General features: G+C 40.4%; 23 protein-coding genes. 12 read left to right on the top strand and 11 right to left on the bottom strand.

The annotated features are described in order from the left end of the window. Nucleotide 1: 1 nt before the first annotated feature. From WFY05_RS00965 to WFY05_RS00945, 5 genes are all read right to left on the bottom strand, one after another. Entirely contained in the window at nucleotides 2-940 is a 939-nt protein-coding gene (locus WFY05_RS00965; protein ID WP_340110840.1) for an alpha-E domain-containing protein, read from the bottom strand. A gap of 35 nt (nucleotides 941-975) precedes the next feature. Further along, the gene (locus WFY05_RS00960; RefSeq protein ID WP_340110839.1) at nucleotides 976-2,445 is read right to left on the bottom strand and encodes a circularly permuted type 2 ATP-grasp protein; all 1,470 of its coding nucleotides are present in this window, start codon (nucleotides 2,443-2,445) and stop codon (nucleotides 976-978) included. A 222-nt stretch (nucleotides 2,446-2,667) separates the two neighbouring features. Next, complete coding sequence (locus WFY05_RS00955) at nucleotides 2,668-2,967, bottom strand: hypothetical protein (RefSeq protein WP_340110838.1); 300 nt, start codon at nucleotides 2,965-2,967, stop codon at nucleotides 2,668-2,670. Nucleotides 2,968-2,977: 10 nt separating this feature from the next. Beyond that, nucleotides 2,978-3,199: a hypothetical protein gene (locus WFY05_RS00950; RefSeq protein ID WP_340110837.1), complete on the bottom strand. Its 222-nt coding sequence runs from the start codon at nucleotides 3,197-3,199 to the stop codon at nucleotides 2,978-2,980. Between the two features lie 12 nt (nucleotides 3,200-3,211). Next, nucleotides 3,212-3,607, bottom strand: a complete 396-nt coding sequence (locus WFY05_RS00945; protein WP_340110836.1) for a NifB/NifX family molybdenum-iron cluster-binding protein — start codon at nucleotides 3,605-3,607, stop codon at nucleotides 3,212-3,214. A gap of 250 nt (nucleotides 3,608-3,857) precedes the next feature. Between WFY05_RS00945 and WFY05_RS00940 the strand changes: the two genes are divergently transcribed. The 4 genes from WFY05_RS00940 (at nucleotide 3,858) to fabD (ending at nucleotide 9,950) form a co-directional block, all read left to right on the top strand. Beyond that, nucleotides 3,858-4,847, top strand: coding sequence for a PAS domain-containing protein (locus WFY05_RS00940; RefSeq protein WP_340110835.1), 990 nt, complete (start codon nucleotides 3,858-3,860; stop codon nucleotides 4,845-4,847). A 174-nt stretch (nucleotides 4,848-5,021) separates the two neighbouring features. After that, nucleotides 5,022-7,061: a DUF4954 family protein gene (locus tag WFY05_RS00935; protein WP_340110834.1), complete on the top strand. Its 2,040-nt coding sequence runs from the start codon at nucleotides 5,022-5,024 to the stop codon at nucleotides 7,059-7,061. Nucleotides 7,062-7,080: 19 nt separating this feature from the next. Next, complete coding sequence (gene glmS / locus WFY05_RS00930) at nucleotides 7,081-8,919, top strand: glutamine--fructose-6-phosphate transaminase (isomerizing) (RefSeq protein ID WP_340110833.1); 1,839 nt, start codon at nucleotides 7,081-7,083, stop codon at nucleotides 8,917-8,919. Nucleotides 8,920-9,062: 143 nt separating this feature from the next. Beyond that, on the top strand, nucleotides 9,063-9,950 hold the full coding sequence (gene fabD, locus WFY05_RS00925) for an ACP S-malonyltransferase (RefSeq protein WP_340110832.1): 888 nt from the start codon (nucleotides 9,063-9,065) through the stop codon (nucleotides 9,948-9,950). Between the two features lie 73 nt (nucleotides 9,951-10,023). On the opposite strand, the gene WFY05_RS00920 is transcribed toward fabD, so the two are convergent. Further along, on the bottom strand, nucleotides 10,024-11,382 hold the full coding sequence (locus WFY05_RS00920) for a sigma-54-dependent transcriptional regulator (RefSeq protein ID WP_340110831.1): 1,359 nt from the start codon (nucleotides 11,380-11,382) through the stop codon (nucleotides 10,024-10,026). Nucleotides 11,383-11,749: 367 nt separating this feature from the next. On the opposite strand from WFY05_RS00920, the gene WFY05_RS00915 reads away from it, so the two are divergent. Beyond that, nucleotides 11,750-12,508 (top strand): flavin reductase, encoded by a 759-nt coding sequence (locus WFY05_RS00915; RefSeq protein WP_340110830.1) that lies wholly within the window; start codon nucleotides 11,750-11,752, stop codon nucleotides 12,506-12,508. A gap of 19 nt (nucleotides 12,509-12,527) precedes the next feature. Here the strand turns inward: WFY05_RS00915 and WFY05_RS00910 are convergent, their stop codons facing one another. Further along, nucleotides 12,528-12,764: a CDGSH iron-sulfur domain-containing protein gene (locus WFY05_RS00910; protein ID WP_340110829.1), complete on the bottom strand. Its 237-nt coding sequence runs from the start codon at nucleotides 12,762-12,764 to the stop codon at nucleotides 12,528-12,530. 93 nt (nucleotides 12,765-12,857) lie between these two features. Here WFY05_RS00910 and WFY05_RS00905 point away from each other — a divergent pair, with 93 nt between their 5' ends. After that, nucleotides 12,858-13,928, top strand: a complete 1,071-nt coding sequence (locus WFY05_RS00905) for a lactonase family protein (RefSeq protein WP_340110828.1) — start codon at nucleotides 12,858-12,860, stop codon at nucleotides 13,926-13,928. A 161-nt stretch (nucleotides 13,929-14,089) separates the two neighbouring features. Here WFY05_RS00905 and folE read toward each other — a convergent pair whose 3' ends face one another. Continuing rightward, the gene (folE, locus tag WFY05_RS00900; RefSeq protein WP_340110827.1) at nucleotides 14,090-14,713 is read right to left on the bottom strand and encodes a GTP cyclohydrolase I FolE; all 624 of its coding nucleotides are present in this window, start codon (nucleotides 14,711-14,713) and stop codon (nucleotides 14,090-14,092) included. A gap of 104 nt (nucleotides 14,714-14,817) precedes the next feature. Between folE and mqnB the strand changes: the two genes are divergently transcribed. The 3 genes from mqnB to WFY05_RS00885 all read left to right on the top strand — a co-directional run bounded on the left by mqnB (nucleotide 14,818) and on the right by WFY05_RS00885 (nucleotide 17,531). After that, complete coding sequence (mqnB, locus tag WFY05_RS00895; protein WP_340110826.1) at nucleotides 14,818-15,516, top strand: futalosine hydrolase; 699 nt, start codon at nucleotides 14,818-14,820, stop codon at nucleotides 15,514-15,516. A 281-nt stretch (nucleotides 15,517-15,797) separates the two neighbouring features. Beyond that, nucleotides 15,798-16,763, top strand: a complete 966-nt coding sequence (gene rfaD / locus WFY05_RS00890; RefSeq protein WP_340110825.1) for an ADP-glyceromanno-heptose 6-epimerase — start codon at nucleotides 15,798-15,800, stop codon at nucleotides 16,761-16,763. A 90-nt stretch (nucleotides 16,764-16,853) separates the two neighbouring features. After that, nucleotides 16,854-17,531 carry a lysoplasmalogenase gene (locus WFY05_RS00885; protein ID WP_340110824.1) on the top strand — a complete coding sequence of 226 codons (678 nt, stop codon included), beginning with the start codon at nucleotides 16,854-16,856 and terminating at the stop codon, nucleotides 17,529-17,531. 52 nt (nucleotides 17,532-17,583) lie between these two features. Here WFY05_RS00885 and WFY05_RS00880 read toward each other — a convergent pair whose 3' ends face one another. Next, nucleotides 17,584-17,994: a hypothetical protein gene (locus WFY05_RS00880; RefSeq protein WP_340110823.1), complete on the bottom strand. Its 411-nt coding sequence runs from the start codon at nucleotides 17,992-17,994 to the stop codon at nucleotides 17,584-17,586. Further along, a complete protein-coding gene (locus tag WFY05_RS00875; RefSeq protein WP_340110822.1) occupies nucleotides 17,991-18,557 on the bottom strand; it encodes an RNA polymerase sigma factor in 567 nt (188 codons plus the stop codon). The genes WFY05_RS00880 and WFY05_RS00875 overlap by 4 nt, the downstream gene beginning before the upstream one ends. Before the next feature lie 210 nt (nucleotides 18,558-18,767). On the opposite strand from WFY05_RS00875, the gene WFY05_RS00870 reads away from it, so the two are divergent. After that, nucleotides 18,768-19,091 carry a DUF6249 domain-containing protein gene (locus WFY05_RS00870; RefSeq protein WP_340110821.1) on the top strand — a complete coding sequence of 108 codons (324 nt, stop codon included), beginning with the start codon at nucleotides 18,768-18,770 and terminating at the stop codon, nucleotides 19,089-19,091. Between the two features lie 82 nt (nucleotides 19,092-19,173). Here the strand turns inward: WFY05_RS00870 and WFY05_RS00865 are convergent, their stop codons facing one another. Further along, on the bottom strand, nucleotides 19,174-20,448 hold the full coding sequence (locus WFY05_RS00865; protein ID WP_340110820.1) for a M64 family metallopeptidase: 1,275 nt from the start codon (nucleotides 20,446-20,448) through the stop codon (nucleotides 19,174-19,176). Between the two features lie 196 nt (nucleotides 20,449-20,644). Between WFY05_RS00865 and WFY05_RS00860 the strand changes: the two genes are divergently transcribed. Next, nucleotides 20,645-21,838 (top strand): mechanosensitive ion channel family protein, encoded by a 1,194-nt coding sequence (locus tag WFY05_RS00860; RefSeq protein ID WP_340110819.1) that lies wholly within the window; start codon nucleotides 20,645-20,647, stop codon nucleotides 21,836-21,838. 287 nt (nucleotides 21,839-22,125) lie between these two features. Then, nucleotides 22,126-22,611, top strand: coding sequence for an Lrp/AsnC family transcriptional regulator (locus tag WFY05_RS00855; RefSeq protein WP_340110818.1), 486 nt, complete (start codon nucleotides 22,126-22,128; stop codon nucleotides 22,609-22,611). Nucleotides 22,612-22,651 lie beyond the last annotated feature (40 nt).

Genomic DNA, 22,651 nt, shown 5'->3' with positions numbered 1-22,651 from the left:
CCTAATTAAAATATTCATTAGCTATCATGTCGCTAATTAAGTAAATTTTTGATAATAAGTCTTCCAGGAACTCCGGCAAGTTTTCATCTATTTCATTAACATCGAGGTAAAAAAACGGCGTTGAAATTTTCGCCACTTTAAAACTGATGCTGTCTTTGGTGCCTAATCGTTCCGGACTAATTTTTTCCAACGTTTCCATGGTTTGCTTTAGTTTGTTGATTACCGAGCGTGGAAAAAATGGATTGAAAAGGAGAAAATCGAGGGTGTTTTCGCGATTTGGCAAACTGGTATAATATTTATTGCACATGTCTTTTGCTTCCACACTGTCGAGTAAAACATCCCATTCCTGTTCCAAAATGGCATTACCAAGTTTAAGATTACTTATTTCGTTGATATCGTTTATTTTGCTGATAAGAATGCGCACGATCTGGGCAGCACTTTCCAGGTGAATCCCAAGTTGAATAAACAGCCAACTGGTATCGTAAAGCAGTGTGTACTGAACTTTTCCCCGCACCGTAGAACAGTTCTTAAATACGTTTTGGGTGAAATCGGCCAGCCCTCTTGTTTTGTAAATGTCGACCGGGTAATTCGACACAAAGTGGTAAAAGTTATTCATGGCTTCCCACAGTTCTCCTGAAATGCTGTCGCGCACAGCACGTGCATTTTCGCGGGCCATAAAAACTGCCGAAAGTATTGATACGGGGTTTGATTCGGAAAGTGCAGCACTAACCAATACTTTTTCCTCCTGAATGTTCTTTCTCATGTCATCCAGTTCAAAGCCAATCATATCGGCAATTGATAGTAGGGCCAGATCGCGTTGTTTGGGGTGTGGCGTATCCAGCGAAAAGAAATACTGGACATTGATGTAACGTGCCAGGTGTTCGGTACGTTCGAGGTACCTGCCCATCCAAAATAAATTTTCTGCTGTTCTTGATAACATATATTCGTGCTGATTTTATTTGAAGAACATGATCTTTAATCCACTACCCATGTGTCTTTTGAACCTCCGCCCTGAGAAGAGTTTACAATTAAACTTCCTTCCTTTAAAGCTACACGCGAAAGCCCTCCTTTTAATACGTACTCGTAATTATTTCCAATGAGGCTAAAAGTCCGGAGGTCGACATGGCGCGGTTCAAACAGTTTTTTATTCTCAATATATGTCGAGTGCAACGAAAGATTCATAATGGGTTGAGCAATGTAACCACGTGGATTCTGTTTGATCAATGCCTTCTGTTCTTCTATTTTTTCTTTTTTTTCGTGTGCCCCAATAAAAATGCCATAACCACCCGATTGATCGACCGGTTTAACTACCAGTTTATCAATATTGGCCAGTACATAGTCCATTTCTTTTTCTACATTACATCGATAGGTGGGTACATTATTCAGAATTGGATCTTCGCCCAGGTAATATTTTATGACGTCGGGCATAAAGGCATATACTGCTTTGTCGTCAGCAACACCTGTTCCCGGGGCATTTACCAGGGTAACGTTTCCTTTTCGATAGGCGCTCATTAATCCCGGGACTCCGAGTACCGATTGCGGATTAAAAACAAGCGGATCGAGAAAAGCATCGTCAATGCGACGGTAAATAACATCTACCTTTACCGGTCCTTCAATGGTATTCATGTACACGAAATTCTGGTCGACGTATAGATCGCGGCCTTCAACCAGTTCAACGCCCATTTTTTGTGCCAGTGCCGAATGCTCGTAGTATGCTGAATTGTACATGCCCGGCGTGAGTACAACGCAAACCGGTTCATCAACCCCGGCAGGCCTTACCGAATGCAAGATCTTTAACAATGCCGAAGGATAATCGATAACTGTAGCAACATTAAATTGCTTAAATAATTGCGATATCGTTCGTTTTAGGGCATCGCGGTTGGCAAGCACGTAACTTACACCTGACGGACAACGAATATTATCTTCCAGAATGTAATATTCACCATCAGAGTGGCGGATCAGATCTGTTCCGGAAATGTGACAATAACTTCCTCCGGGAGGTGTAAAATCATTCATCTCCTTTAACATGTTCGACGATGAAAATACCAGCTCAGAGGGAATGATCTTGTCTTTTAATATTTTTTTGTCGTGGTAAAGATCGTGAAGGAACAGATTTATTGCATGACCACGCTGGAGGAGTCCACTTTCAATCTTTTCCCAGTCGTGTGAATCGATCATTCGCGGAAACAAATCAAAGGGGAAGATTCGTTCAACTCCTTTAGGATTTTCATTGTAGGTGGCGAAAGTTATTCCCTGGTTCATAAAGGAATTTTTTGCCGATTCGTTAATGATCTGAAATTCCGATTCGGTAATGGAATCAATGGCAGATATTAATTCATTGTAATATTCCTGCACCTTTCCTTTTGCCGAATAAACTTCATCGAACATACCCTCCGTTTCCCGGTAATCTTTAAACATACCGCCTGCATTTTTCATCTTCTCCATCACTTTAAATTAAAACATTTCAAAAGATTCAATGCTATGTAAGTAAGTAAAAAAAAAGATTTGCGTATCATATTGATGCGGAAAAGTGTTAATTGTGAATTTATTGTAATTATACAACAAGATAAGATTGCAAAATGTTTTAGGGGGCTCCCTAAAAGGATAGGAGTTTATAGATAATCGAATGGTATGTAACGTCATCGAAGAGTTGTCGATGATGTTGCGCTAATTAAATCGAATTTCTACCTCCTCGTTTTTTTGCTCAAGAATAAACGAACCTTTATTTTCAAGGGTAATCGAATCTTTTAATGCCACTTTCGATAGTTGCTGATAAATAACTTGCTTGTCATTCGGGTTGCAATCCTCGTGAAAATAGCAAAACAGGTTTTTGTCATTCTTGTCGTTAAACTGAATTAAAAAAGCCATATGTTCCGGAAATACCAGGTCTTCGTAGGCGTAAGTCAAATCCAGCCCGGTTGCTTCTTTAATGATGTATCGTACCGCTTCTAAATTTCTGAATTTCATAATATTTAATTTATAACATTGAAAACCACATTCTTAATTGTTGAAAATGTTCAGCCTGTTCGTAGGACTGACATTTTACTAGTTGCATGTTGATCGCGTCATCAAATTCCACTTCATCGAATCCGAGTTGCTCAAGTAGCTCAGCTTTTGAGTTGCTGCGATAACACGACGATCGCAGGTCATTATCGAATCCCACTTTTTTTATAAACTTTATTGCTTTTCCGAGTGCCATATTTTTTATTTTTTAAGCGCATGAAGAGGAACAGCTCGAACAGGAATTACCGTTGCAAGCCTGAAGTGACCGGGATTCCTGTGTTGAATACGATGGCAATTCGCTTTCTTCAAAAAGTCGTATGTTTTCGTTAATGTCGCTGCTGAGGGCTTTTAACACTTCAATGCTGCTGCGTTTAAATAGGTTCAGTACCATGGGTGTCAAATTTAAGCTGATGATGGTACTTACGCCACGCTGTAGCAACTCACTGTTCAATCCGCCGGGAGTTTTACTCAAGCTTTTCGCTTCCAGCCACTCGCAATTTTTCGAATCGTTGTCGTAAATGCAAACGAATTCAATGTTGTGAAATCCTTCGGCCATTTGCCTGAGTTCAGCACTTTCCTGTTTTACCGGTAACATTACTTTCATTCCGCTGATTACTTTTTTATTTGTTGCGAATGAAGTCAAAGCCGGTGCCAAAATAAATGGAGGGCTGGATATCAGTTGCTTAGTGAATTTGTATTGTAGTTTACCTTCAAAAATGTATGAAACAAGAAACAGAATCCTACATAAATGTAGAGTTATTGTTGGCCATATTTACAGCCTGTCGGGGATTTTGATCTGGTTTGTTTTTCCTGTTTACACGTAGTACTTTTAGTACCTGTTTTAAGTTTAATCGATGGATCATAAAAACAAAAAGGAACACAGTGCGCTTTTGGAAGATTTGCGGAACCAAGTTTCGGAAATGAAAATTCAGCTTGAGGATTCTTCTGCTCTTTATCAGAGTGAGCTGGAAAGAAGGCAGTATTACCAGTTGATTGCTGATTTTACTTTTGCGTGGGAACTGTGGTTCGAACCCAATGGGAGTATAAAATATTGTTCGCCATCGTGTTACGACATTACTGGTTACACATCGAATGAAATTATTCATGCCAGCGGAATTGATGTTTTGCTGGTTTATGAAGCCGATAAAATAAGCTTTAATACTTTTCTGAAACAATCGTTGGGTCAGTCGCAGATTAACCAAACGCTTGAATTCAGAATTTTAACCCGAACAAAACAATTACGTTGGTGCATGATGAATGTTCGTGGCGTGTACGACAAATTGGGGAAATACCTTGGAATCCGTGCATCGGTTCAGGATATTACACGTTTGAAGCGAGCCATGGGACACATTTCTGATCTTGAAAAAGGTAAGGAGTTTGAACAACGCAACAAGCAACATTTGCAACATCAACTGGAATTAAAAGATCGTGAGTTGGTTTCTTTTTTATTGCTGCTTTCTCAGAAAAATGAGTTGATCCAGAAAACAAATAACCTCATTGAGCAATACAAAAAGGCTGATTCCAAAAAGCAAAAACAAATTATCAGTCAACTTTCGGAAGCTTTCGGACAGCACGATTCAGTAACCATAGACTGGAGCATGATTGAAAACCAGGTGGAAAAAATACATCCCGGATTTTTAGATCGTCTTCAAAAAAAGCATCCTGTTATTACTGCGAAAGACAAGAAACTGTGTTCCTACATCCGTCTGGGGCTTTCGAGTAAAGATATTGCCGGATTGATGAACATTACATCCAAGAGTGTTGAAATTTCGCGGGTCCGGATACGTAAAAAACTCCATCTTGATTCAGGCGTTCGCTTAGCTTCCTATCTTTTCCAGTTGTGATTAGGTTTTTATTTCACTGTTAAATATTTTGTGTAAGGATTAATGTGTTCGTAATATGCATTAAAACATTGTTTTATAATGTATATGTTAGGTTGTGATGGGCCATGATTTATTTATTGTTAGGTTTTGTGTTTGAGTGGTAGTTAGAAAGCCGTACATTTGAATTTCTAATGTTTGAAACTAGTTATGGCTCAAAATACATCAGCACATTTTCGCGATTTACTCGATGAAGAAATAGGACAGCTTGTTCATCAAGGATGTTCTTCAAGCGACTGGAGTTTAATAAAAGTATCTCACGATTTTATTCCCGACAGTATTCATAATACCAAGTTAACCGGTAGAATTCGGCTGAATAGTTTTTCCGGAACCGTTAATTTGATTGGGGGAATAACTTTTAATACTGGAATTTACAACGCATGGCTTCACAATTGCGAAGTGGGCCGAAATGCACTTATACATAATGTAAGGAGTTACATTGCCAATTACGATATTGGCGAAAACGTAGTCATTCATAACATCACCACGCTGGCAGTCGACGGAAAATCTTCTTTTGGGAATGGAGTTTTGGTAGAGGCAATTAACGAAGGTGGTGGTCGTGAAATACCGATATACGATTTCCTGTCAACACATGTGGCTTACATCATGGCTTTGTATCGGCACCGGCCAAAACTGGTGAGTTCGCTTAAGAATATGGTTCAGGATTATACCGAATTCGTTAGCAGTGAAAAGGGAACGATCGGTGCGGATTCAAAAATACTAAACTGCAATACCATTTTAAATGTAAAAACCGGACCGGCTGCGCTGATCGACGGCGCCAAGAAGTTAAAAAACGGCAGCATTAACAGTAATTACGAAGCGCCGGTTATGATTGGTGAAGGTGTAATAATGGAAGATTTTATCCTTAGTTCCGGCTCGCAGGTTACCGATTCCACACTTGTATCCAAGTGTTTTATTGGGCAGGGCTGTGTGCTCGACAAACACTATTCGGCAGAAAATTCGGTATTTTTTGCCAATTGCCAGGGATTTCATGGTGAAGCCTGTTCCATTTTTGCAGGCCCTTATACCGTAACCCACCACAAATCTACCTTGCTTATTGCCGGTATGTTTTCGTTTTTGAATGCCGGTAGTGGATCAAATCAAAGTAATCACCTGTATAAACTTGGACCGATTCATCAGGGAATTATGGAACGCGGGGCAAAAACTACCAGCGATTCCTATTTGTTGTGGCCTTCGCATATCGGGGCATTTTCGCTGGTTATGGGGCGGCATTACAAACACTGCGATACAACGAGTTTTCCATTTTCATACCTGATCGAGAGCAAAGATGAAAGTATACTGGTTCCGGGTATAAATCTTAAAAGTATCGGGACGATTCGCGACACCCAGAAGTGGCCACGACGCGATAAACGAAAAGATTCCAACCTGCTCGACTTAATCAATTTTAATTTATTGAGTCCTTACACGGTACATAAAATGATTTCGGGGCGAAAGAAACTTCAATCGATTAAGGAGGCTGCCGGAGAAGATGTCAAGGCTTATGATTTCGATCGGATGAAAATTGAAGAACATGCGCTTGATCGGGGGATCAAACTCTATGAAATGGCCATCTGGAAATTTCTTGGAAACTCACTGATTACCCGACTTGGTGATCGGAATTTTACAGATCTGGATGAAATCAGAAAAGTACTTCAGCCCGACACATCGTTGGGCAAAGGATATTGGGTGGATTTATCCGGGATGTTATGTCCATATGAAGCACTCGATCAGCTTTTGATTTCAGTGGAAAATGGTGCTTTACAATCTTTGGAGGAAGTGAATGCCGGGTTGGCCATGTTGCATAAAAATTACTACAATTACGAATGGACCTGGGCTGCCAATGCCTTGGAGGAATTCTATGGAAGACCACTGGCTAATTTCCATTCTGAAGACGTGATCATCATAGTGGAAAACTGGAAAAAGAGTGTGCTCGGCATCGATGAGTATTTGTACGAGGATGCTAAAAAAGAATTCTCGATGGCGAAAATGACGGGATTTGGTGTTGATGGTCGTAATGGTGCGCGCGAGCTCGATTTTGCAGAAGTGCGTGGCGAATTTGAAAAGAACGAAACCGTAACAGCCATTCAGCAACACATGGAGAAAAAAGAAACGCTCGGAAATAAAGTAATTGAAACCATGAAGTTGCTTGCGACATTAACTTCAAATATTGAACACTAAACTTTAATTACACACGTGTATGTGCGGAATAGTTGGATACATAGGCGGGAAGGAAGCTTTCCCGATTTTGATAAACGGTTTGAAGCGATTGGAATACCGGGGTTACGATTCGGCCGGGGTAGCGCTTTTAAATGGTTCGCTTGGTAATTTCAAAAGAAAGGGAAAAGTCGCTGAACTGGAAGATTTTGTAAATAGCGAGAATTGCTCAGGTACAGTCGGAATTGGCCACACACGGTGGGCTACACACGGCGAGCCGAGTGATAAAAATGCGCATCCGCATAACTCGATGGGTGACCTTTTTTCGGTGGTTCATAACGGTATCATAGAAAATTACGCCAGGTTGAAGGATGACCTGGTAAAACATGGATATTCGTTTAAAAGCGAAACTGATACAGAAGTTCTGGCTAACCTGATTGAATATTTCTACCTGCAAAGTGAAGAAATGACCAGCGAAGCCGCGGTTCAACTGGCTTTGTCAAAGGTGGTGGGAGCATATGGAATTGCTGTGTTATGCAGCCGCGAGAAAGAAAAAATTGTAGTGGCGCGCAAGGGTAGTCCTTTGGTTGTTGGCCTGGGAGACGGGGAGTATTTTATTGCCAGCGATGCCTCGCCGATTGCTGAATATACCAGCCAGGTGGTTTACCTTAACGACGAAGATATTGCCATTATCCAACGCGATGGATTTACCCTGAAGAATGTACAGAACAATCCTGTTTCACTAAAAATATCGAACCTCGATTTGGAGATCGGTGCACTGGATAAAGGGGAATTTGAATATTTTATGCTGAAAGAAATTTACGAACAGCCCCTGACCATTGAAGAAACTTTTCGCGGTCGTTTGCGCGAAGATTATTCCGAGATCGTTCTGGGAGGTTTGCTTAATGTTTTTCCGAAGCTTGAAGAGGCCGAACGGATCATTATTATAGGGTGCGGAACTTCGTGGCACGCAGCACTTATTGCCGAATATCTGTTCGAGGAATATGCCCGTGTTCCGGTGGAAGTGGAATATGCTTCCGAATTTCGTTACCGCAAACCCATCATCAATTCAAGAGACGTGGTTATTCTGATCAGTCAGAGCGGGGAAACCGCCGATACGATGGCGGCACTTCATTTGGCAAAATCGAAAGGAGCCACAGTACTCGGCATTTGTAATGTGGTTGGCTCGTCGCTGGCTCGCGAAACCGACGCCGGTGTTTATACACATGCCGGAGTTGAGATTGGGGTAGCTTCAACCAAAGCCTTTACTGCACAGGTGACGGTACTTACCATGATCGCATTAAAACTCGCCAAACGAAAAGGCTCCATCGATATCCAGGAATATAAAAAGCTCGTGAATGAACTGTCCGAGATTCCCGAAAAAGGACGGATCATTCTGGAAAGCGATCAGAAGATTCAGAAGATTGCGGAGAAATACCATGAAGCAGTTAACGCACTGTATTTGGGACGAGGCTACCTGTTCCCGGTAGCACTTGAAGGAGCCCTGAAATTAAAGGAGATCTCCTATGTTCATGCCGAAGGTTATGCTGCAGGTGAAATGAAACATGGCCCAATTGCATTGGTCGACGATAATTTGCCGGTGGTTGTTGTTGCTCCTGAAGATGCCTACTACGAAAAAGTGGTGAGCAATATTCAGGAAGTGAAAGCACGCAAGGGAAACGTTATTGCCATTGTTACTGAGGGAGATTCAGGTTTAAAGGAACTGGCCAATGATGTTATCGAGATTCCAAAGTCCCACCCGGCAGTGGCGCCCTTGCTGGCGGTAATTCCGCTTCAGCTGTTGGCTTATCATATTGCCTTGCTGAAAGGATGCAATGTGGACCAACCAAGGAATTTGGCAAAGAGTGTTACAGTAGAGTAGATCTTTCATAAAATCGAACGGATCAACATAAATTTCGAATCCTGAATCTTAATTCTGTCCAAATTCAGTGGAAAGAATCATTTTAGAAGGTTCTTTTCTCGATTTCGTTTAATTTTGCGTCGAATTTCAAAAACTCAAAAAATATGAAGGCATTTGTATTTCCCGGACAGGGAGCACAATACCCCGGAATGGGAAAGGATCTTTACGAAAATTCAGCAGAAGCAAAAGCTTTATTCGAAAAAGCAAATGATATTCTTGGCTTCGATATCACCAAAATTATGTTTGAAGGTGAAGTGGAAGATCTGAAGCAAACCAAAGTTACGCAACCTGCTATTTTTCTGCATTCAGTGTTGCTGGCAAAAACCTTAAAGGATTTTGCATCCGACATGGTTGCAGGTCACTCTTTGGGTGAATTCTCTGCGCTTGTTGCCAACGGAACGTTGACATTCGAAGACGGACTGAAACTGGTTTCGCAACGTGCTATGGCCATGCAAAAAGCCTGTGAAATGGAGCCATCGACCATGGCCGCAATTGTAGGGCTCGAGGATGCAGTGGTAGAAGAAGTTTGCGCTTCGATTGACGATGTTGTGGTTCCGGCTAATTACAATTGCCCGGGACAGCTCGTGATCTCGGGATCGGAAGCCGGAATTGATAGGGCCTGCGAATTGTTGACAGAAAAAGGAGCCAAACGTGCTTTGAAACTCGTAGTAGGTGGAGCTTTTCACTCGCCGTTTATGGAGCCTGCACGCGAAGAACTGGCAGCGGCTATTGAGGCCACAACTTTCAGTAATCCAACTTGTCCGGTTTATCAGAACGTTGATGCTAATCCGGTGTCGGATCCCGCTGTGATAAAAGAAAATCTGATCGCTCAGCTGACTGCTCCGGTAAAATGGACACAAATCGTTCAGAATATGATTGCCGACGGAGCCACTTCATTCACTGAAGTTGGTCCGGGAAAAGTACTTCAGGGACTGGTAAAAAAAGTGGATCGATCGATGGAAACCATCGGTGTGAATTCGTTCGAAGGATAAGCATCTATCATATACAAAATAAAAGTCCCGGTCAGACTCTGGCCGGGATTTTTATTTTTATAAGGTTCTGATCCTAATTCATATCTTTTTGAAGCATCCGGTAGATCGTTGATTTTCCGATCCCCAGTTTTGAGGCTACCAATCTTACGTTTTGGTTATATTTGTTCAGGAAGAATTTTACGATCTCGTTGTTATACTCTTCCAGTGTTTTCTCCGATGCCAGCAGGTTTTGAACGTTTTCGTCGACATTCATATTCAGGTGATTGGGTTTTATGGTATCGCGGCTGCACATCACACAGGCCAGTTCCATAATGGCTTTCAACTCACGTATATTACCCGGATAATGATAAGTCAACAGCATTTGCTTGGCTTCGTCAGAAACTGTTTTAGGCTCCAGTTCGTTGTCTTTACAAAACTCGTCGACAAAGAATTTGGCCAGCAGAATTTTGTCGTTCCCGCGCTGACGCAGCGGAGGTATTTCAATGGGCAAACCAAGTAATCGGTAGTACAGGTCTTGCCTGAATTTATCTTCGGCCGAAAGTTTTGCCAGATTCTTATGTGTCGCCGTAATGATTCTCACATCCAGCGGAATTGTATCGTGGCCTCCAAGACGAACCAGTTCGCGTTCCTGGATGACACGAAGCAATTTTGCCTGAAGATTCAAATCCAGGTCGGCAATCTCATCCAAAAACAAGGTACCTCCATTAGCCGCCTCAAATTTCCCGATCTTTTGAAAATCGGCACCTGTGAATGCGCCCTTTTCATGACCAAATAGTTCACTTTCGATCAATCCTTCCGGAATGGCTGAGACATTCACGGCAACAAAGGGCTTGTTGCTTCTTTTTGAATTGTAATGAATTCCTTTGGCTACCAGTTCTTTACCGGTTCCGGTCTCTCCCGAAATAGAAACAGAAATGTTGGTTTGGATGGCTTTGTTCATCAAATCAAAAACATGGTCGATTTCGCGACTGTTTCCTTTTATCAGGTTTTTAAAAGTATATCTTTCTTTTACAGCGTCTTTCAGCAGGATATTTTCTTTAACAATTTGGTCGGTCTTATAAATATTCTTAATGATGTTACTTAGCTTTTCCCGTGTATCGGGCGCTTTCATAATGTAATCGTAAGCACCGTTCTTCATCAGTTCGATGGCTGTACTTATGCTTTCCTGTGCCGAAATAACAATAACGTGCGCCTCAGAATGCACTTTCTGAATTTTAGTCAGCACTTCTTTTCCAGTCATGTCGGGAAGTGTGTAATCGAGTGTTATTACATCGGGTTTTTCGTCGAGTGCGTTTATGAAATCGGTACCGTTGTAAAATACTTTTACCTGAAGCTTGTCGTCGGTTAGTTGCTTCTTGAGTACCCGGGCGTACAGTTCATTATCTTCAACGATAAATACTTTGTACTGACTTAATTGGTTTTGTTTGGACATCTGTTAGTTCTTAATTAGGGTGTCTAAAATAAGTAAAAGTACAATGCGCACCAAGTGAAGTGTCCATATTTTGGAAAATATTCGGGTTCTGTTCCCATATTCAAACAAAGTTTCTGAAATATGGACTAAATGTTATATAACCTGAAAGCAGCTTTTGCATTTAGATTCATCTTAAAAAAGGAGTTCTCTGACTTGTCCAATTGAATATTTAGATGTCTGATTTTTACCTGATTCAATACATGAACAAATTCTCAAAATGAAGGGATGGACAAGCTTAAAGCACCACGAATTTGCCGGTGAGAATTTCTATCTTAAAATCAATTTTTAAATTTAGGATCTTATTAATGAATTCAAAAAGTAGAAAAAAATGAATTATCGTGCCTTTCATAAATTGTCGTATGGCTTGTATGTAATTGCAACTGAGCATGAAGGTGAAAAAGTTGGTTACATCGGAAATACGGCTTTTCAGGTAACGTCGGAACCCTCGAAGATTGCAATCAGCAGCAACAAGAACAATTACTCCACTCAAAAAATAATCGATAGTAAAAAGTTTTCCCTCTCGGTTTTAAAAAAAGATGTTGAGACTTCGTTGATTGGCAAGTTTGGATTTATGTCGAGTATCGACATTGATAAGTTCGACGGAGTATTGACAAAACGATCGGAAACAGGTGCCCCGATTGTGCTAAACTCGTGTGTGGCCTGGTTCGATTGCAAAGTGGTGGATACCGTTGATGTAGGGACACATATCCTGATCATTGCCGAAGTGGTGGATGGTGATATCATTTCGAACGAGGAGGCGCTGACTTACGATTATTACCACAAAAAATACAAGATGTATGCTCCTAAAAATGCACCTACTTATATCGATAAAGACAAGCTGGGTGACGAACCGGAGCCCAAAATTGAATCTGAACCAGACCCACAGCCGGAAGATAAAAAGGGAAAGGCAAAAAGCGTTGACGAGAATGGTGTTTTTACCTGTAGCATTTGCGGATTCAGGTACGATCCCGAAGAAGGCGATCCTTCAGCAGGAATCCCTCCCGGCACTCCGTTCGAAGACCTGCCCGACGATTACAAATGTCCGATCTGTAACGCCAGCAAAGAATATTTTAAGAAAGATTTATAGTCCGGAATAGAGGGGCAAATCAGAGTGTACGGTGTGTGCCATCGCAAAACGGTTTGTTTTTCGAGTACTTGCACTGACAGAGCCAAACATCTTTCTTTTCATCAATTGTAAAAGCCATTGGAGTGATGCTTGTTACTTTATGCGAGTCATCGCAAAAAGGCTGGTTTTGACTTCTTCCGCAAGCACACCAGAAATATGTGCCGGGTTCAAGTGTTAGCATTTTCGGTGCTTTTTGAGCGATAACAGGTTTATCCATATTGTATAATTTCTTTGTAAATTGTACCACTAAACTTAACAATAAATCATGAAATATTTTGTGCTTATCATTGGTTTTTTAACCTTTTCATTTATGACTTTCTCACAAAATTCTCAACGCCAGTATTTTTATGTGGGGACCTATACATCTGAAGGGGCTGAAGGAATTTATTACTGCAAGTTGAATAAAAAAACAGGTACACTTACGCTGGAAAATACCATTCGGGGAATCGATAATCCTTCTTTCCTGCGTTTGTCGCCCGACAGGAAATATTTGTTTGCCGTATCGGAAACGGCAAAGGGAGATGGAGAGACCGGATTTGTGCACGCTTATACAGTGAAAAAGAATGGGCACCTCGAGCACATCAACTCGCAGGAATCGGTGGGCGATAATCCTTGTCATGTGGATGTTTCTAAGGATGGCGAACATGTTTTGGTATCGAACTACAGCAGCGGAACTTACTCCGTTTTTTCAGTTGGAGATGACGGTGCTCTGTCGCCTGCGGTAAAAACAATTTACAATATGGGTAGCGGCCTAAACAAGCAGCGCCAGGAAGCGCCACATGCTCACTCGGCAAAATTCTCGCCATTTACCAATGAAGTTTTTAATGCGGATTTGGGAACCGACCGCTTAAACATTACGCACCTCGAAGACCGAACCTTAATTGAAAGCGGACAAGCTTTTGTAAAACTTGAACCGGGCGCAGGACCGCGGCATTTCGATTTTCATCCGAATGGCAAAGTCATTTATGTTATTAATGAGTTGAATTCGACCGTTTCAGCGCTACGAAAAGAAGGAAATAATTGGACCGTGTTTCAAAACCTTTCAACACTGCCCGATGATTTTCACGGGGAGAGCTATTGTGCCGATATACACATTTCCAAAGACGGCAAGTTTCTCTACGGTTCAAACCGGGGGCACAATTCCATTGTTATTTTCAGTGTAAATGAAAAAGATCAAACCTTGTCGCTAAAAGAAACAGTTTCGGTTGAGGGCAACTGGCCACGCAATTTCGGAATAACACCGGATGGTTACTGGATGCTGGTGGCTAATCAACGAAGCAATAATATCACGGTATTCAGAATCGACCATGAAACCGGTTCTATAAAGTATACGGGCAAAGAAATAAAATTGCCGGCGCCGGTTTGTATCGAATTTTTATAAGCCGGTACTACGGGACATGGTTGAATTGTAAAATTGTAAAAACTGAAGAAGAAATCTAAATGCTTTAGTGCGGAAATGCTAAAATCATTGATCCACGCGTGATTTACAATCTAAATAAATCAAGAATATTCACAACCAGTGCTGAACACTGAGCACTTCTTTTAGCTAAGTTTCGAACTGATAAGTTTGATAAATTCCTCGCGGGTAGCAACTTTCTGGAAAGCCCCTGTGAAATCGGAAGTAGTGGTGATCGAATGCTGTTTTTGAATTCCGCGCATTTGCATGCACAGGTGCTGGGCTTCAATTACAACGGCTACACCCAGTGGTTGCAGGGTTTCCTGGATACACTCTTTAATTTGTAAAGTGAGTCGTTCCTGCACTTGCAGTCTTCGGGCAAACACATCAACTACACGCGCTATTTTACTGAGTCCTGTGATTGTACCATTAGGGATATAAGCCACATGTGCTTTCCCGAAAAACGGCAATAAATGGTGTTCACACATCGAATAAATCTCAATGTCCTTGACAATTACCATTTGGCGGTAATCTTCTTTGAACATCGCCGACTTTAAAATTTCAACCGGATCAATGGTATATCCCTGTAGCAGAAATTGCATGGCTTTTGCCACTCTGTCTGGTGTTTTATTCAATCCCTCACGGTCCGGATTTTCGCCAATTATTTTTAATATTTCCCCGTAATGCCCGGCCAGTTTCCGGGTCGATTCGTCGTCGAATGAGTCAATTCGTTCGTATCCGATGGTATTATCAGAATTATATGAACACATTTTTTTTGATTAAAGTTAGCACAAAGATTAACTTTTTTTCAGAAAATCAGTATTAAAGCATAAACACGGTAATCGAATCAAAAAAATTCAGGAGCCTTAGAATTATGAAGATATTGTTAGTTGCAGCCACGTGGATGGAAGTGAACCTTTTGGTTGACGAACTGGAGAAAGTAGAAGAAAAAAGTCATTTATTAAAAACCTATCGCCTCGGAGATACCCAAATAGATATCCTGATTTCGGGAATCGGGTTAACCTTTACTACTTTTCATTTAACCAGTACTTTGCACCACGATAAGTACGATATGGTTATTAACTTTGGAATTGCCGGCACCCTGACTCACCAGTTGGCGATTGGAGAGGTTGTGAATGTGGTTTATGAAGAGTTTGCCGATCTGGGTACCGAAACTCCCACCGAATTTTTAACCTTATTTGAATCGGGTTTTATCGATATTAATGAGTTCCCTTTCGAAAACGGAATTTTAAAAGCCAGTGGAGTATTGGAATGGGATGAAATGAAAAAAGTACGAGGAATTACGGTGAATAAGAGCTACCGAAATTCGGAATGCATTTCAAAAATACTGGCAAAATTTTCCGGTCATATCGAAACGATGGAAGGAGCTGCCGTGTTTTATGTATGCAACTGGCTGGGAATTGAATGTTACCAAATACGTGCCATTTCGCACTATATCGAGCCTAACGATTCTTCGAAGTGGAATATACCACTTGCACTCGACAATTTAAAGCACAGTTTAATTCAGCACTTGAAACATTTAAATGTGGCAGTGGAGCAAAATAATCATTGAATTTGCGGCAATTTGTTGTGCTGTTCACATTTTATTTCATTGACCGGAAGCATTTAGTACTGCAATTTGTTCAGGGTGAAAACACAGCGGAATAAAAAATTAATGTGAAGAAGCAACCTTTTGTGCCTGTTTTTCATCTATTTTACAGCTTATTTTTGTCTATTAAAAAAAGTTAAATTTATTTTGCGGGTCGTACAATAAAAATCTTCTGGGCATGTTTTAATAAAAAGCCAAGATTCAGAAACAGAGTTTTACTGTACTAAAAAAAAATCGCTGATTCAATGATTGTAGTAACAGGCGCAGCCGGATTTATCGGAAGTTATTTAGTTGGAAAACTCAACAGAGCAGGATATGAAGATCTGATTCTTGTTGACAAATTCGATGACCCCTGGAAAGATTTAAATCTATTACACAAGAAGTATAAGAAATTTATCGATCGCGATAATTTCTTTAAGTGGTTGATCAAACATTCGAGCGATGTTGATTTTATCTTTCATTTGGGGGCGCGAACTGATACGGTTGGGCAGGAACCCGAGCTCTATCAACAGCTGAACCTGATTTATTCGCAGCGTTTGTGGAATATTTGTTCCGAAATCGGGGTACCTTTGTTGTACGCATCTTCAGCAGCAACATACGGAAATGGAGAAGAAGGATTCTCCGATTCTCATGGCAGAATTCAAGATTTACGACCTTTAAATCTGTATGGATGGTCGAAGCACGATTTTGATGTTTGGGCACTAAAACAATTTCGTACACCACCATTTTGGGCAGGTATGAAATTTTTCAATGTTTATGGTCCAAACGAATACCACAAAGGACGAATGGCATCGGTAGTTTTGCATGCCTACAAAACCATTCACGAAACAGGAAAAATGCAGTTGTTCCGCTCGCATCATAAAGCCTATAAGGACGGACAGCAAAGTCGAGATTTTATTTTTGTGGAAGACATTGCCGATGTGATGATGTTTTTCATGGAGAACCAAGACAATTCGGGCATCTATAACGTTGGAACAGGTAAAGCACGATCGTATCTCGATCTGACTACAAGTGTTTTTAAAAGCTTGAATATAGAACCGAACATTTCATTTATCGATACACCGGTCGACCTTCGGGGACGATACCAGTATTTTACCGAAGCCGAAATTAAAAAATTACGAGATGCTGGTTATAAGAAATCGTTCGTAGAACTGGAGGATGGTGTAGGTCAGTATGTTAAAGATTACCTGCTGGCAGAAACCTGTTATTAAAATATTGGGCGATTGTTTTTCGTTTCTTAAAAGTCATCAATTTTTTCTTTTTTCTAAAAAAGCTATTTTTACGCTAAGCGTAATTATTGGATGAAAAAAATTCTACTGCATTTTTTGTTTGCGGTTATCGTAATTGGCGACCTGATTGGTGAATACCTTCACAGTACTCAGCTCGATTATATTTTTAAGCCTTTGATCCTGGTTTGGATCGGTATGTATTTTTTGTTGCATGCCCGGCATATCGAAAGGAAAGTATTGCGCCTGGCACTTTTGGCATTGCTGGCTTCGTGGTGCGGCGACCTGTTTATGATGTTCGCAACCGATTCTATCTATTTTATTTTAGGAATTGCCAGTTTTATGGTGGCCCAGGCATTGTATGCCTTTTTGTTTTTACACACCATTAACCTATCGGGCAAAAAGCCCTTTTTAAAGAAAAAACCATTTTGGATGATTCCGTATATCTCTTACGGTATCATTATTTACATAGTATTGTTTCCGCACCTGGGTGCAGTGCTCCGAATTTCGGTATTTGTTTATTTCGTAGCCATTTTAACCATGTCGGTGATGGCTCTAAACCGATATGGGAATGGACATCCGGTGAGTTTTGTAATGGTATTTACGGGCTCGTTGCTGTTTATTGTATCCGATAGTTTAATTGCCGTAAACCGCTTTTTGGTCGCCATCCCTTTCGAAGGGCTGTTGGTGATGAGCACGTACATTGCTGCTCAATATTTAATTATGCGTGGTTTGCTGATGCAGTATGAATAAAAAATCCCGATCTGTAAAAACAAACCGGGAACTTCCATTCATTTCTGTTATTTTATGATGCAAATACTCTTGAGTTCGAACTGATTATCCGGTCGATAAACAGTAAAATGGATGAGGCAATCAGAATTCCTGCGATGCTTAATGGCACAGAACCTATTTTTCCAAAAAATGAGTTAACAGAATTAACCACTGATTCATTTATCTGCGGCAACAATTCCGAAGTTTCGCTTTGGGGCTGAATACCGGTGCTTGTCATTAAGAACATGACAGCTGCAAGGATGGCAAATACTACCAGAATAATCCAGAATCCTTTTCCCAGAACGCGTTCGGCTTTTATTTTTTCAATTACAGCGTCTTCCTCAAAAATGCTGTTCATCACCTTTAGCGAGAATTTGTCGCTCGGCGATTCCAGTTTCATGCTTTGCAATAAAGCCTGCAGTTTTATGTCTTCTAATTCGTTCATAATATGCTGTGTAATTCGTCTTTCATTATGTCACTAATAATGGTGTAGAGCTTTTTTCGAGCCCTGTATAGCTTCACTTTTGTGTTGCTTTCCGACAGGCCGGTTACTTTACTGATTTCTTCAATCGATTGTTCTTCGAAGTAATACAAAAGTACCAGCGTGTACTCATCTTCCGGAAGTTGATCCATGGCCTGTTTTATTACCCTCGCCCTGATTTCTTCAGGAATTCCGTCAAGATTTAATTCCTGTTCTTCATCCCTTATTTCAATGTCGTCGGTGGAGGTAAAATTCATTTTACGTTTTCTCACTTCCGAAATACAGGTGTTATACGTAATACGGTATATCCAGGTTGAAAATTTTGCTGTTCCTTTAAAGGTGTGTAACGATTTGTACACTTTTATAAAACTTTCCTGGGCCATTTCTTCCGCGTCGTCACTATTTCTAAGAACTTTCAGAGCAATGGAAAATACAATATCCTGGTATTTCTCAACGATATATGAAAAAGCATTGGTTTGTCCAGCCTTTACTTTTTCGATGTAATAGATATCGTCTTTTTGCTCCATCTGTTCCTTTGACGCAATTTTCTTATGGTGGTTACAAGTTATCGCGAATTTTCTGAATATAAAATACAGGCCATTAAAAGCTATTCAAACACAAATTTATAATAGCCGGGAAAAATGAACTAAAAAATAAATAAAGAAATCTGTAACCGGAATAAAACCTTCGCGTCATAATGGCGAAAACAAAACAAAAACAAATTAAAATTTAATATCATGGAAGGATTATTTATACCAATCGGATTTTTTCTGGCAGTGTTCGCAATATTGTATGTATACTGGACTACCAGAACAAAAGAGCGCCTGGCATTGGTTGAAAAAGGCCTGGATGCCGGAATCTTTAAAGGAGAATGTTCGCAGTTGGCACTGGTAAAATGGGGCATTTTTTTAATTGCCATCGGAATTGGAGTAGTTGCCGGTTTTGCCCTCTCGAGAGCAATCAATGAAGTTGTAGCTTTCTTTACCGCTATTTTGGTGTGCGGCGGATTAGGACTGATTGTAGCTTATTTGGTGACCAATAAATTATTAAACAAAGAATAGCCATATTTCTAGAAGCCAAAAAACAATAAACAGTGGAAAACGGATGTAGATTTTACATTCGTTTTTTTTTAGTCCTAAATGATTATTTGGTTTGTGCCCGAATTACTTTTCTGATAGCTTCCTGGCAAACGGGGCAAAATCCTTCGGCTTCATTCGTATTCATGCGGCAGTCGATATAAGGGCTGTAAATTCCTTCCGCCATATAGCCACCTCCTTCGTACACACCAATCGTATTTTTGTATTTGGCTTTTCGAGGAGTTGGGACAGGAGTGTCCGTGTCGATCATGTTTTTCCATTTCTTGTCAAAATCAACCAAAGTTGTAATGTTGGGTTCCCATGGTTCTATTTCCAGGTTATAAAAGTCTTCGTAGGCTACACTCGAGTTATAATATTCATCGCCCAAACCTGCAAATCCATGTCCAAATTCGTGAACGATAATTTTTGGAGTAAGTTCATTGTCGGCCGTGCAAACGGTAACAAAATTATAGAATCCACCACCACCGTAGCGCTCGGTATTTACTAGCACATAAATCTGATCGTAAGGAACGCTGGCCGCAGCATCGTATACCTTCTTCATGTCGCTGGTTGTCAGGTAGCGCGGCAAATCGAAGGTGTAATAACTGGTATTAAAATAAGTGTTCTTATAAATGTGTTCACCAGGCACATCGGTACCCGATTCTTCCGAAGGAGCAAAAACTGCACGCACATTAAAGTTCGATTTCTCCGATTTGAAAGGTTCTGTATCGAATAAATATCCCGAAACTTTTGCTGCATCAGCATAAAAATCTTCCATTTCGGCGGCCGTGTAACCTTCTGCCAGAATCACATTGTCGACTTTATGTTCGGGCTTACCATTGTCGAGGATGGTTCTTACCGGAAATTTATCCACTTTTTCATCCAGGATAAAATAATTCTTCGGATCAATGTTGGTAGTGTAAATCGTTTTAAAAGTTCCGTCCCATTGTCGGGCTTCGATAGTTAATTTCACATCCTTTTTTGGAAATGGAAAAATGGCTGACTGATAAAACGTTTTTTTTGTCGTTTTGGCTTCTGCTGTAGTCTGCCATTCCTGGAAAAGCGTGCTAAATCCTTTTGAAAAAATGAGGCTGTCGGATTTTAAATCAAACACCTGGAAACGATAACTGCCGTAGTTAAAAGGATCTACAAGATTAGATTTATTTCCTCCCCAATATGGCTCTTCTTTTGTTTCGGCCGGGTAAACAACAACTTCCTCGTTATTTCCGCCTAAAAGAAAATCGAAACGAAGAGAATGATTTTTAAAATAGGTATTGTAGCTATTTTGTGCAGAAAGCAAAGTCGGAACCAAAAGAAAAATCCAGAAAACAAATGTTCTCATAGCAGCATTTTATAAATTTGTGGACTAAATTATCAAATGAATTCTAATAAACATGCATTATTTATATCGATTTCTATTACAGGAGTTCAGATTAATTGAGGGGTTTGATATGTTTGCAAAACCTCTTGCAGCACTTTTAACTTTTCTGACTATAGCGCTTGTTTCATACATATCCTATTTGCTAGCAAGAAGGTTCATGTTGATTGTAGTGCATCGCATTGCAGATAAAACAGAAACAACCTGGGATGATATACTGGTTGAGAACCATGTTTTTAAAGGATTGGCCAACCTGGTGCCGGCACTAATTTTCTTTTATACAGCAAATTTTGCCGGCCCCGAGCCTGTTGGTGGTTTTGGCCCTGCAGAACAACTCGCTTCGGCAGATTTAGCAAAAGATTTTTACATCAATCTCGACAATTTTCTGATCCTGATGTCGAAAGTATATTTGATTGGGATTGCTGTTCATCTTTTTAATGCTTTGTTGAATTCTATTCTTGGCATTTATAATACAACGCAATATGCGGCTACTCGTCCGATAAAGGGTTACATACAGTTGGTAAAGATTTTTATATACAGCATGGCAATTATTTTGGTAATAGCCTCGCTGTTTAAAAAGGATCCCTGGGATCTGATTATCGGATTGGGAACCATGGCAGCGGTATTATTGTTGATTTTTCGTGATACCATTCTTGGTTTTGTGGCTTCTATACAGCTTTCGGCCAATAAAATGGTTAATCTTGGCGACTGGGTTACCGTTCCGAAACACAATGCCGATGGAACTGTAATCGATATTACACTGAACACGGTAAAAGTACAGAACTGGGATAAAACCATTTCTACCATACCTACTTATGCCATGGTTTCAGAGTCGTTTAGCAACTGGACCGGGATGGAAGAATCGGGTGGTAGACGGATAAAACGCTCTATTCTGATCGATGTTAATACTATAAAGTTTTGCGATGTAGAAATGTTGTCGCGTTTCGAAAAATTCGATTTGATCCGCGATTATGTGATCGAAAAGGAAAAGGAATTGCGTGAGTACAATAAGCAACGTAAAGTTTCTGATGATGACTACATTAGTGGGCGCCATCAAACCAATGTGGGCATTTTCAGAAGGTATTTGGAAGTGTATCTGCATCAACACCCAAAAGTGCATCAGAACATGACTTTTCTGATTCGGCAACTTCAGCCCGGAGGAAAAGGATTGCCCATTGAAGTTTATGTGTTCTCGAAAGAGCAGGAATGGGCAAAGTACGAAGCTTTACAGGCTGATATTTTTGATCATATTTTTGCTGTTATACCTGAATTTGAGTTGCGCATTTTCCAGGAACTTTCAGGCGTTGATTTGGTAAGATCGGGTCTTGTAAAGAACACACAGAAAACAACATAATCAAACTTAAATTCCACGGTTAACTTACAGTTTGTAAATTTATTTATGTTTTAGAGCAGTTTGAATTAGTATTTGTGATTTTTACCTACTTTTGTGTTATAATTTGAAACTCATGTGAAAAACAAGAGGGCAGAGGGAGGATGTTGATTTGTTAAAAATCAGAATTAAAACCGGAGTATCTCGCTCATAATGAATTTCAGTTGAGTTTCTGCAACCTGCACGACAGAAATTTACAAAGAGTTTGAATTAGAAAGCAAAAGGCCAATATAGTTAACAATTTTAATCGTATGAAATCAACTGATTTTTTTGAAGAAAAACCGGCAGAAATAGATGAGCTGGACGAAAAAATTCTAAAGCTGATCACCAAAAATGCACGTATTCCTTTTCTGGAAGTAGCCCGCGAGTGCGGAGTTTCAGGAGCAGCCATTCATCAGCGGGTGCAACGGCTCTTGAATATTGGAGTTGTTCACGGTAGCGAATTTATCGTAAGTCCTCAAAAGCTTGGTTACAATACCTGTGCTTACATGGGAGTTATTCTCGAAAAGCAAAAGTATCATACCGTGGTTGTTGAAGCACTTAGGAATATCCCTGAGATCGTGGAGTGTCATTACACCACTGGAGCGTATTCTATTTTTATAAAAATTCAGACTAAAACCAACACGCATCTGAAGCGGCTCATCGATCAGGAACTTCAGAATATTGAAGGGATAGCGAGAACGGAAACATTTATTTCCCTCGAAATGGATTTTAAACGACAAGTACCCATTAAATAGAAAAAGCCGGTTTTAAGCCGGCTTTTTTATTGAATTCTAT

This window comes from Maribellus mangrovi, assembly GCF_037646455.1.
Lineage (GTDB): Bacteria > Bacteroidota > Bacteroidia > Bacteroidales > Prolixibacteraceae > Draconibacterium > Draconibacterium mangrovi_A.
Note: the sequence above shows the minus strand (reverse complement) of the source record. Positions and strands in the feature narration are given on the sequence as shown.

Bases quoted from the DNA above. Each gene is read 5' to 3' on its own strand.
- WFY05_RS00965 (WP_340110840.1), bottom strand. From the start codon at position 940: ATGTTATCAAGAACAGCAGAAAATTTATTTTGGATGGGCAGGTACCTC.
- WFY05_RS00960 (WP_340110839.1), bottom strand. From the start codon at position 2,445: ATGGAGAAGATGAAAAATGCAGGCGGTATGTTTAAAGATTACCGGGAA.
- WFY05_RS00955 (WP_340110838.1), bottom strand. From the start codon at position 2,967: ATGAAATTCAGAAATTTAGAAGCGGTACGATACATCATTAAAGAAGCA.
- WFY05_RS00950 (WP_340110837.1), bottom strand. From the start codon at position 3,199: ATGGCACTCGGAAAAGCAATAAAGTTTATAAAAAAAGTGGGATTCGAT.
- WFY05_RS00945 (WP_340110836.1), bottom strand. From the start codon at position 3,607: ATGAAAGTAATGTTACCGGTAAAACAGGAAAGTGCTGAACTCAGGCAA.
- WFY05_RS00940 (WP_340110835.1), top strand. From the start codon at position 3,858: ATGGATCATAAAAACAAAAAGGAACACAGTGCGCTTTTGGAAGATTTG.
- glmS (WP_340110833.1), top strand. From the start codon at position 7,081: ATGTGCGGAATAGTTGGATACATAGGCGGGAAGGAAGCTTTCCCGATT.
- fabD (WP_340110832.1), top strand. From the start codon at position 9,063: ATGAAGGCATTTGTATTTCCCGGACAGGGAGCACAATACCCCGGAATG.
- WFY05_RS00920 (WP_340110831.1), bottom strand. From the start codon at position 11,382: ATGTCCAAACAAAACCAATTAAGTCAGTACAAAGTATTTATCGTTGAA.
- WFY05_RS00915 (WP_340110830.1), top strand. From the start codon at position 11,750: ATGAATTATCGTGCCTTTCATAAATTGTCGTATGGCTTGTATGTAATT.
- WFY05_RS00910 (WP_340110829.1), bottom strand. From the start codon at position 12,764: ATGGATAAACCTGTTATCGCTCAAAAAGCACCGAAAATGCTAACACTT.
- WFY05_RS00905 (WP_340110828.1), top strand. From the start codon at position 12,858: ATGACTTTCTCACAAAATTCTCAACGCCAGTATTTTTATGTGGGGACC.
- folE (WP_340110827.1), bottom strand. From the start codon at position 14,713: ATGTGTTCATATAATTCTGATAATACCATCGGATACGAACGAATTGAC.
- mqnB (WP_340110826.1), top strand. From the start codon at position 14,818: ATGAAGATATTGTTAGTTGCAGCCACGTGGATGGAAGTGAACCTTTTG.
- rfaD (WP_340110825.1), top strand. From the start codon at position 15,798: ATGATTGTAGTAACAGGCGCAGCCGGATTTATCGGAAGTTATTTAGTT.
- WFY05_RS00885 (WP_340110824.1), top strand. From the start codon at position 16,854: ATGAAAAAAATTCTACTGCATTTTTTGTTTGCGGTTATCGTAATTGGC.
- WFY05_RS00880 (WP_340110823.1), bottom strand. From the start codon at position 17,994: ATGAACGAATTAGAAGACATAAAACTGCAGGCTTTATTGCAAAGCATG.
- WFY05_RS00875 (WP_340110822.1), bottom strand. From the start codon at position 18,557: ATGGAGCAAAAAGACGATATCTATTACATCGAAAAAGTAAAGGCTGGA.
- WFY05_RS00870 (WP_340110821.1), top strand. From the start codon at position 18,768: ATGGAAGGATTATTTATACCAATCGGATTTTTTCTGGCAGTGTTCGCA.
- WFY05_RS00865 (WP_340110820.1), bottom strand. From the start codon at position 20,448: ATGAGAACATTTGTTTTCTGGATTTTTCTTTTGGTTCCGACTTTGCTT.
- WFY05_RS00860 (WP_340110819.1), top strand. From the start codon at position 20,645: ATGTTGATTGTAGTGCATCGCATTGCAGATAAAACAGAAACAACCTGG.
- WFY05_RS00855 (WP_340110818.1), top strand. From the start codon at position 22,126: ATGAAATCAACTGATTTTTTTGAAGAAAAACCGGCAGAAATAGATGAG.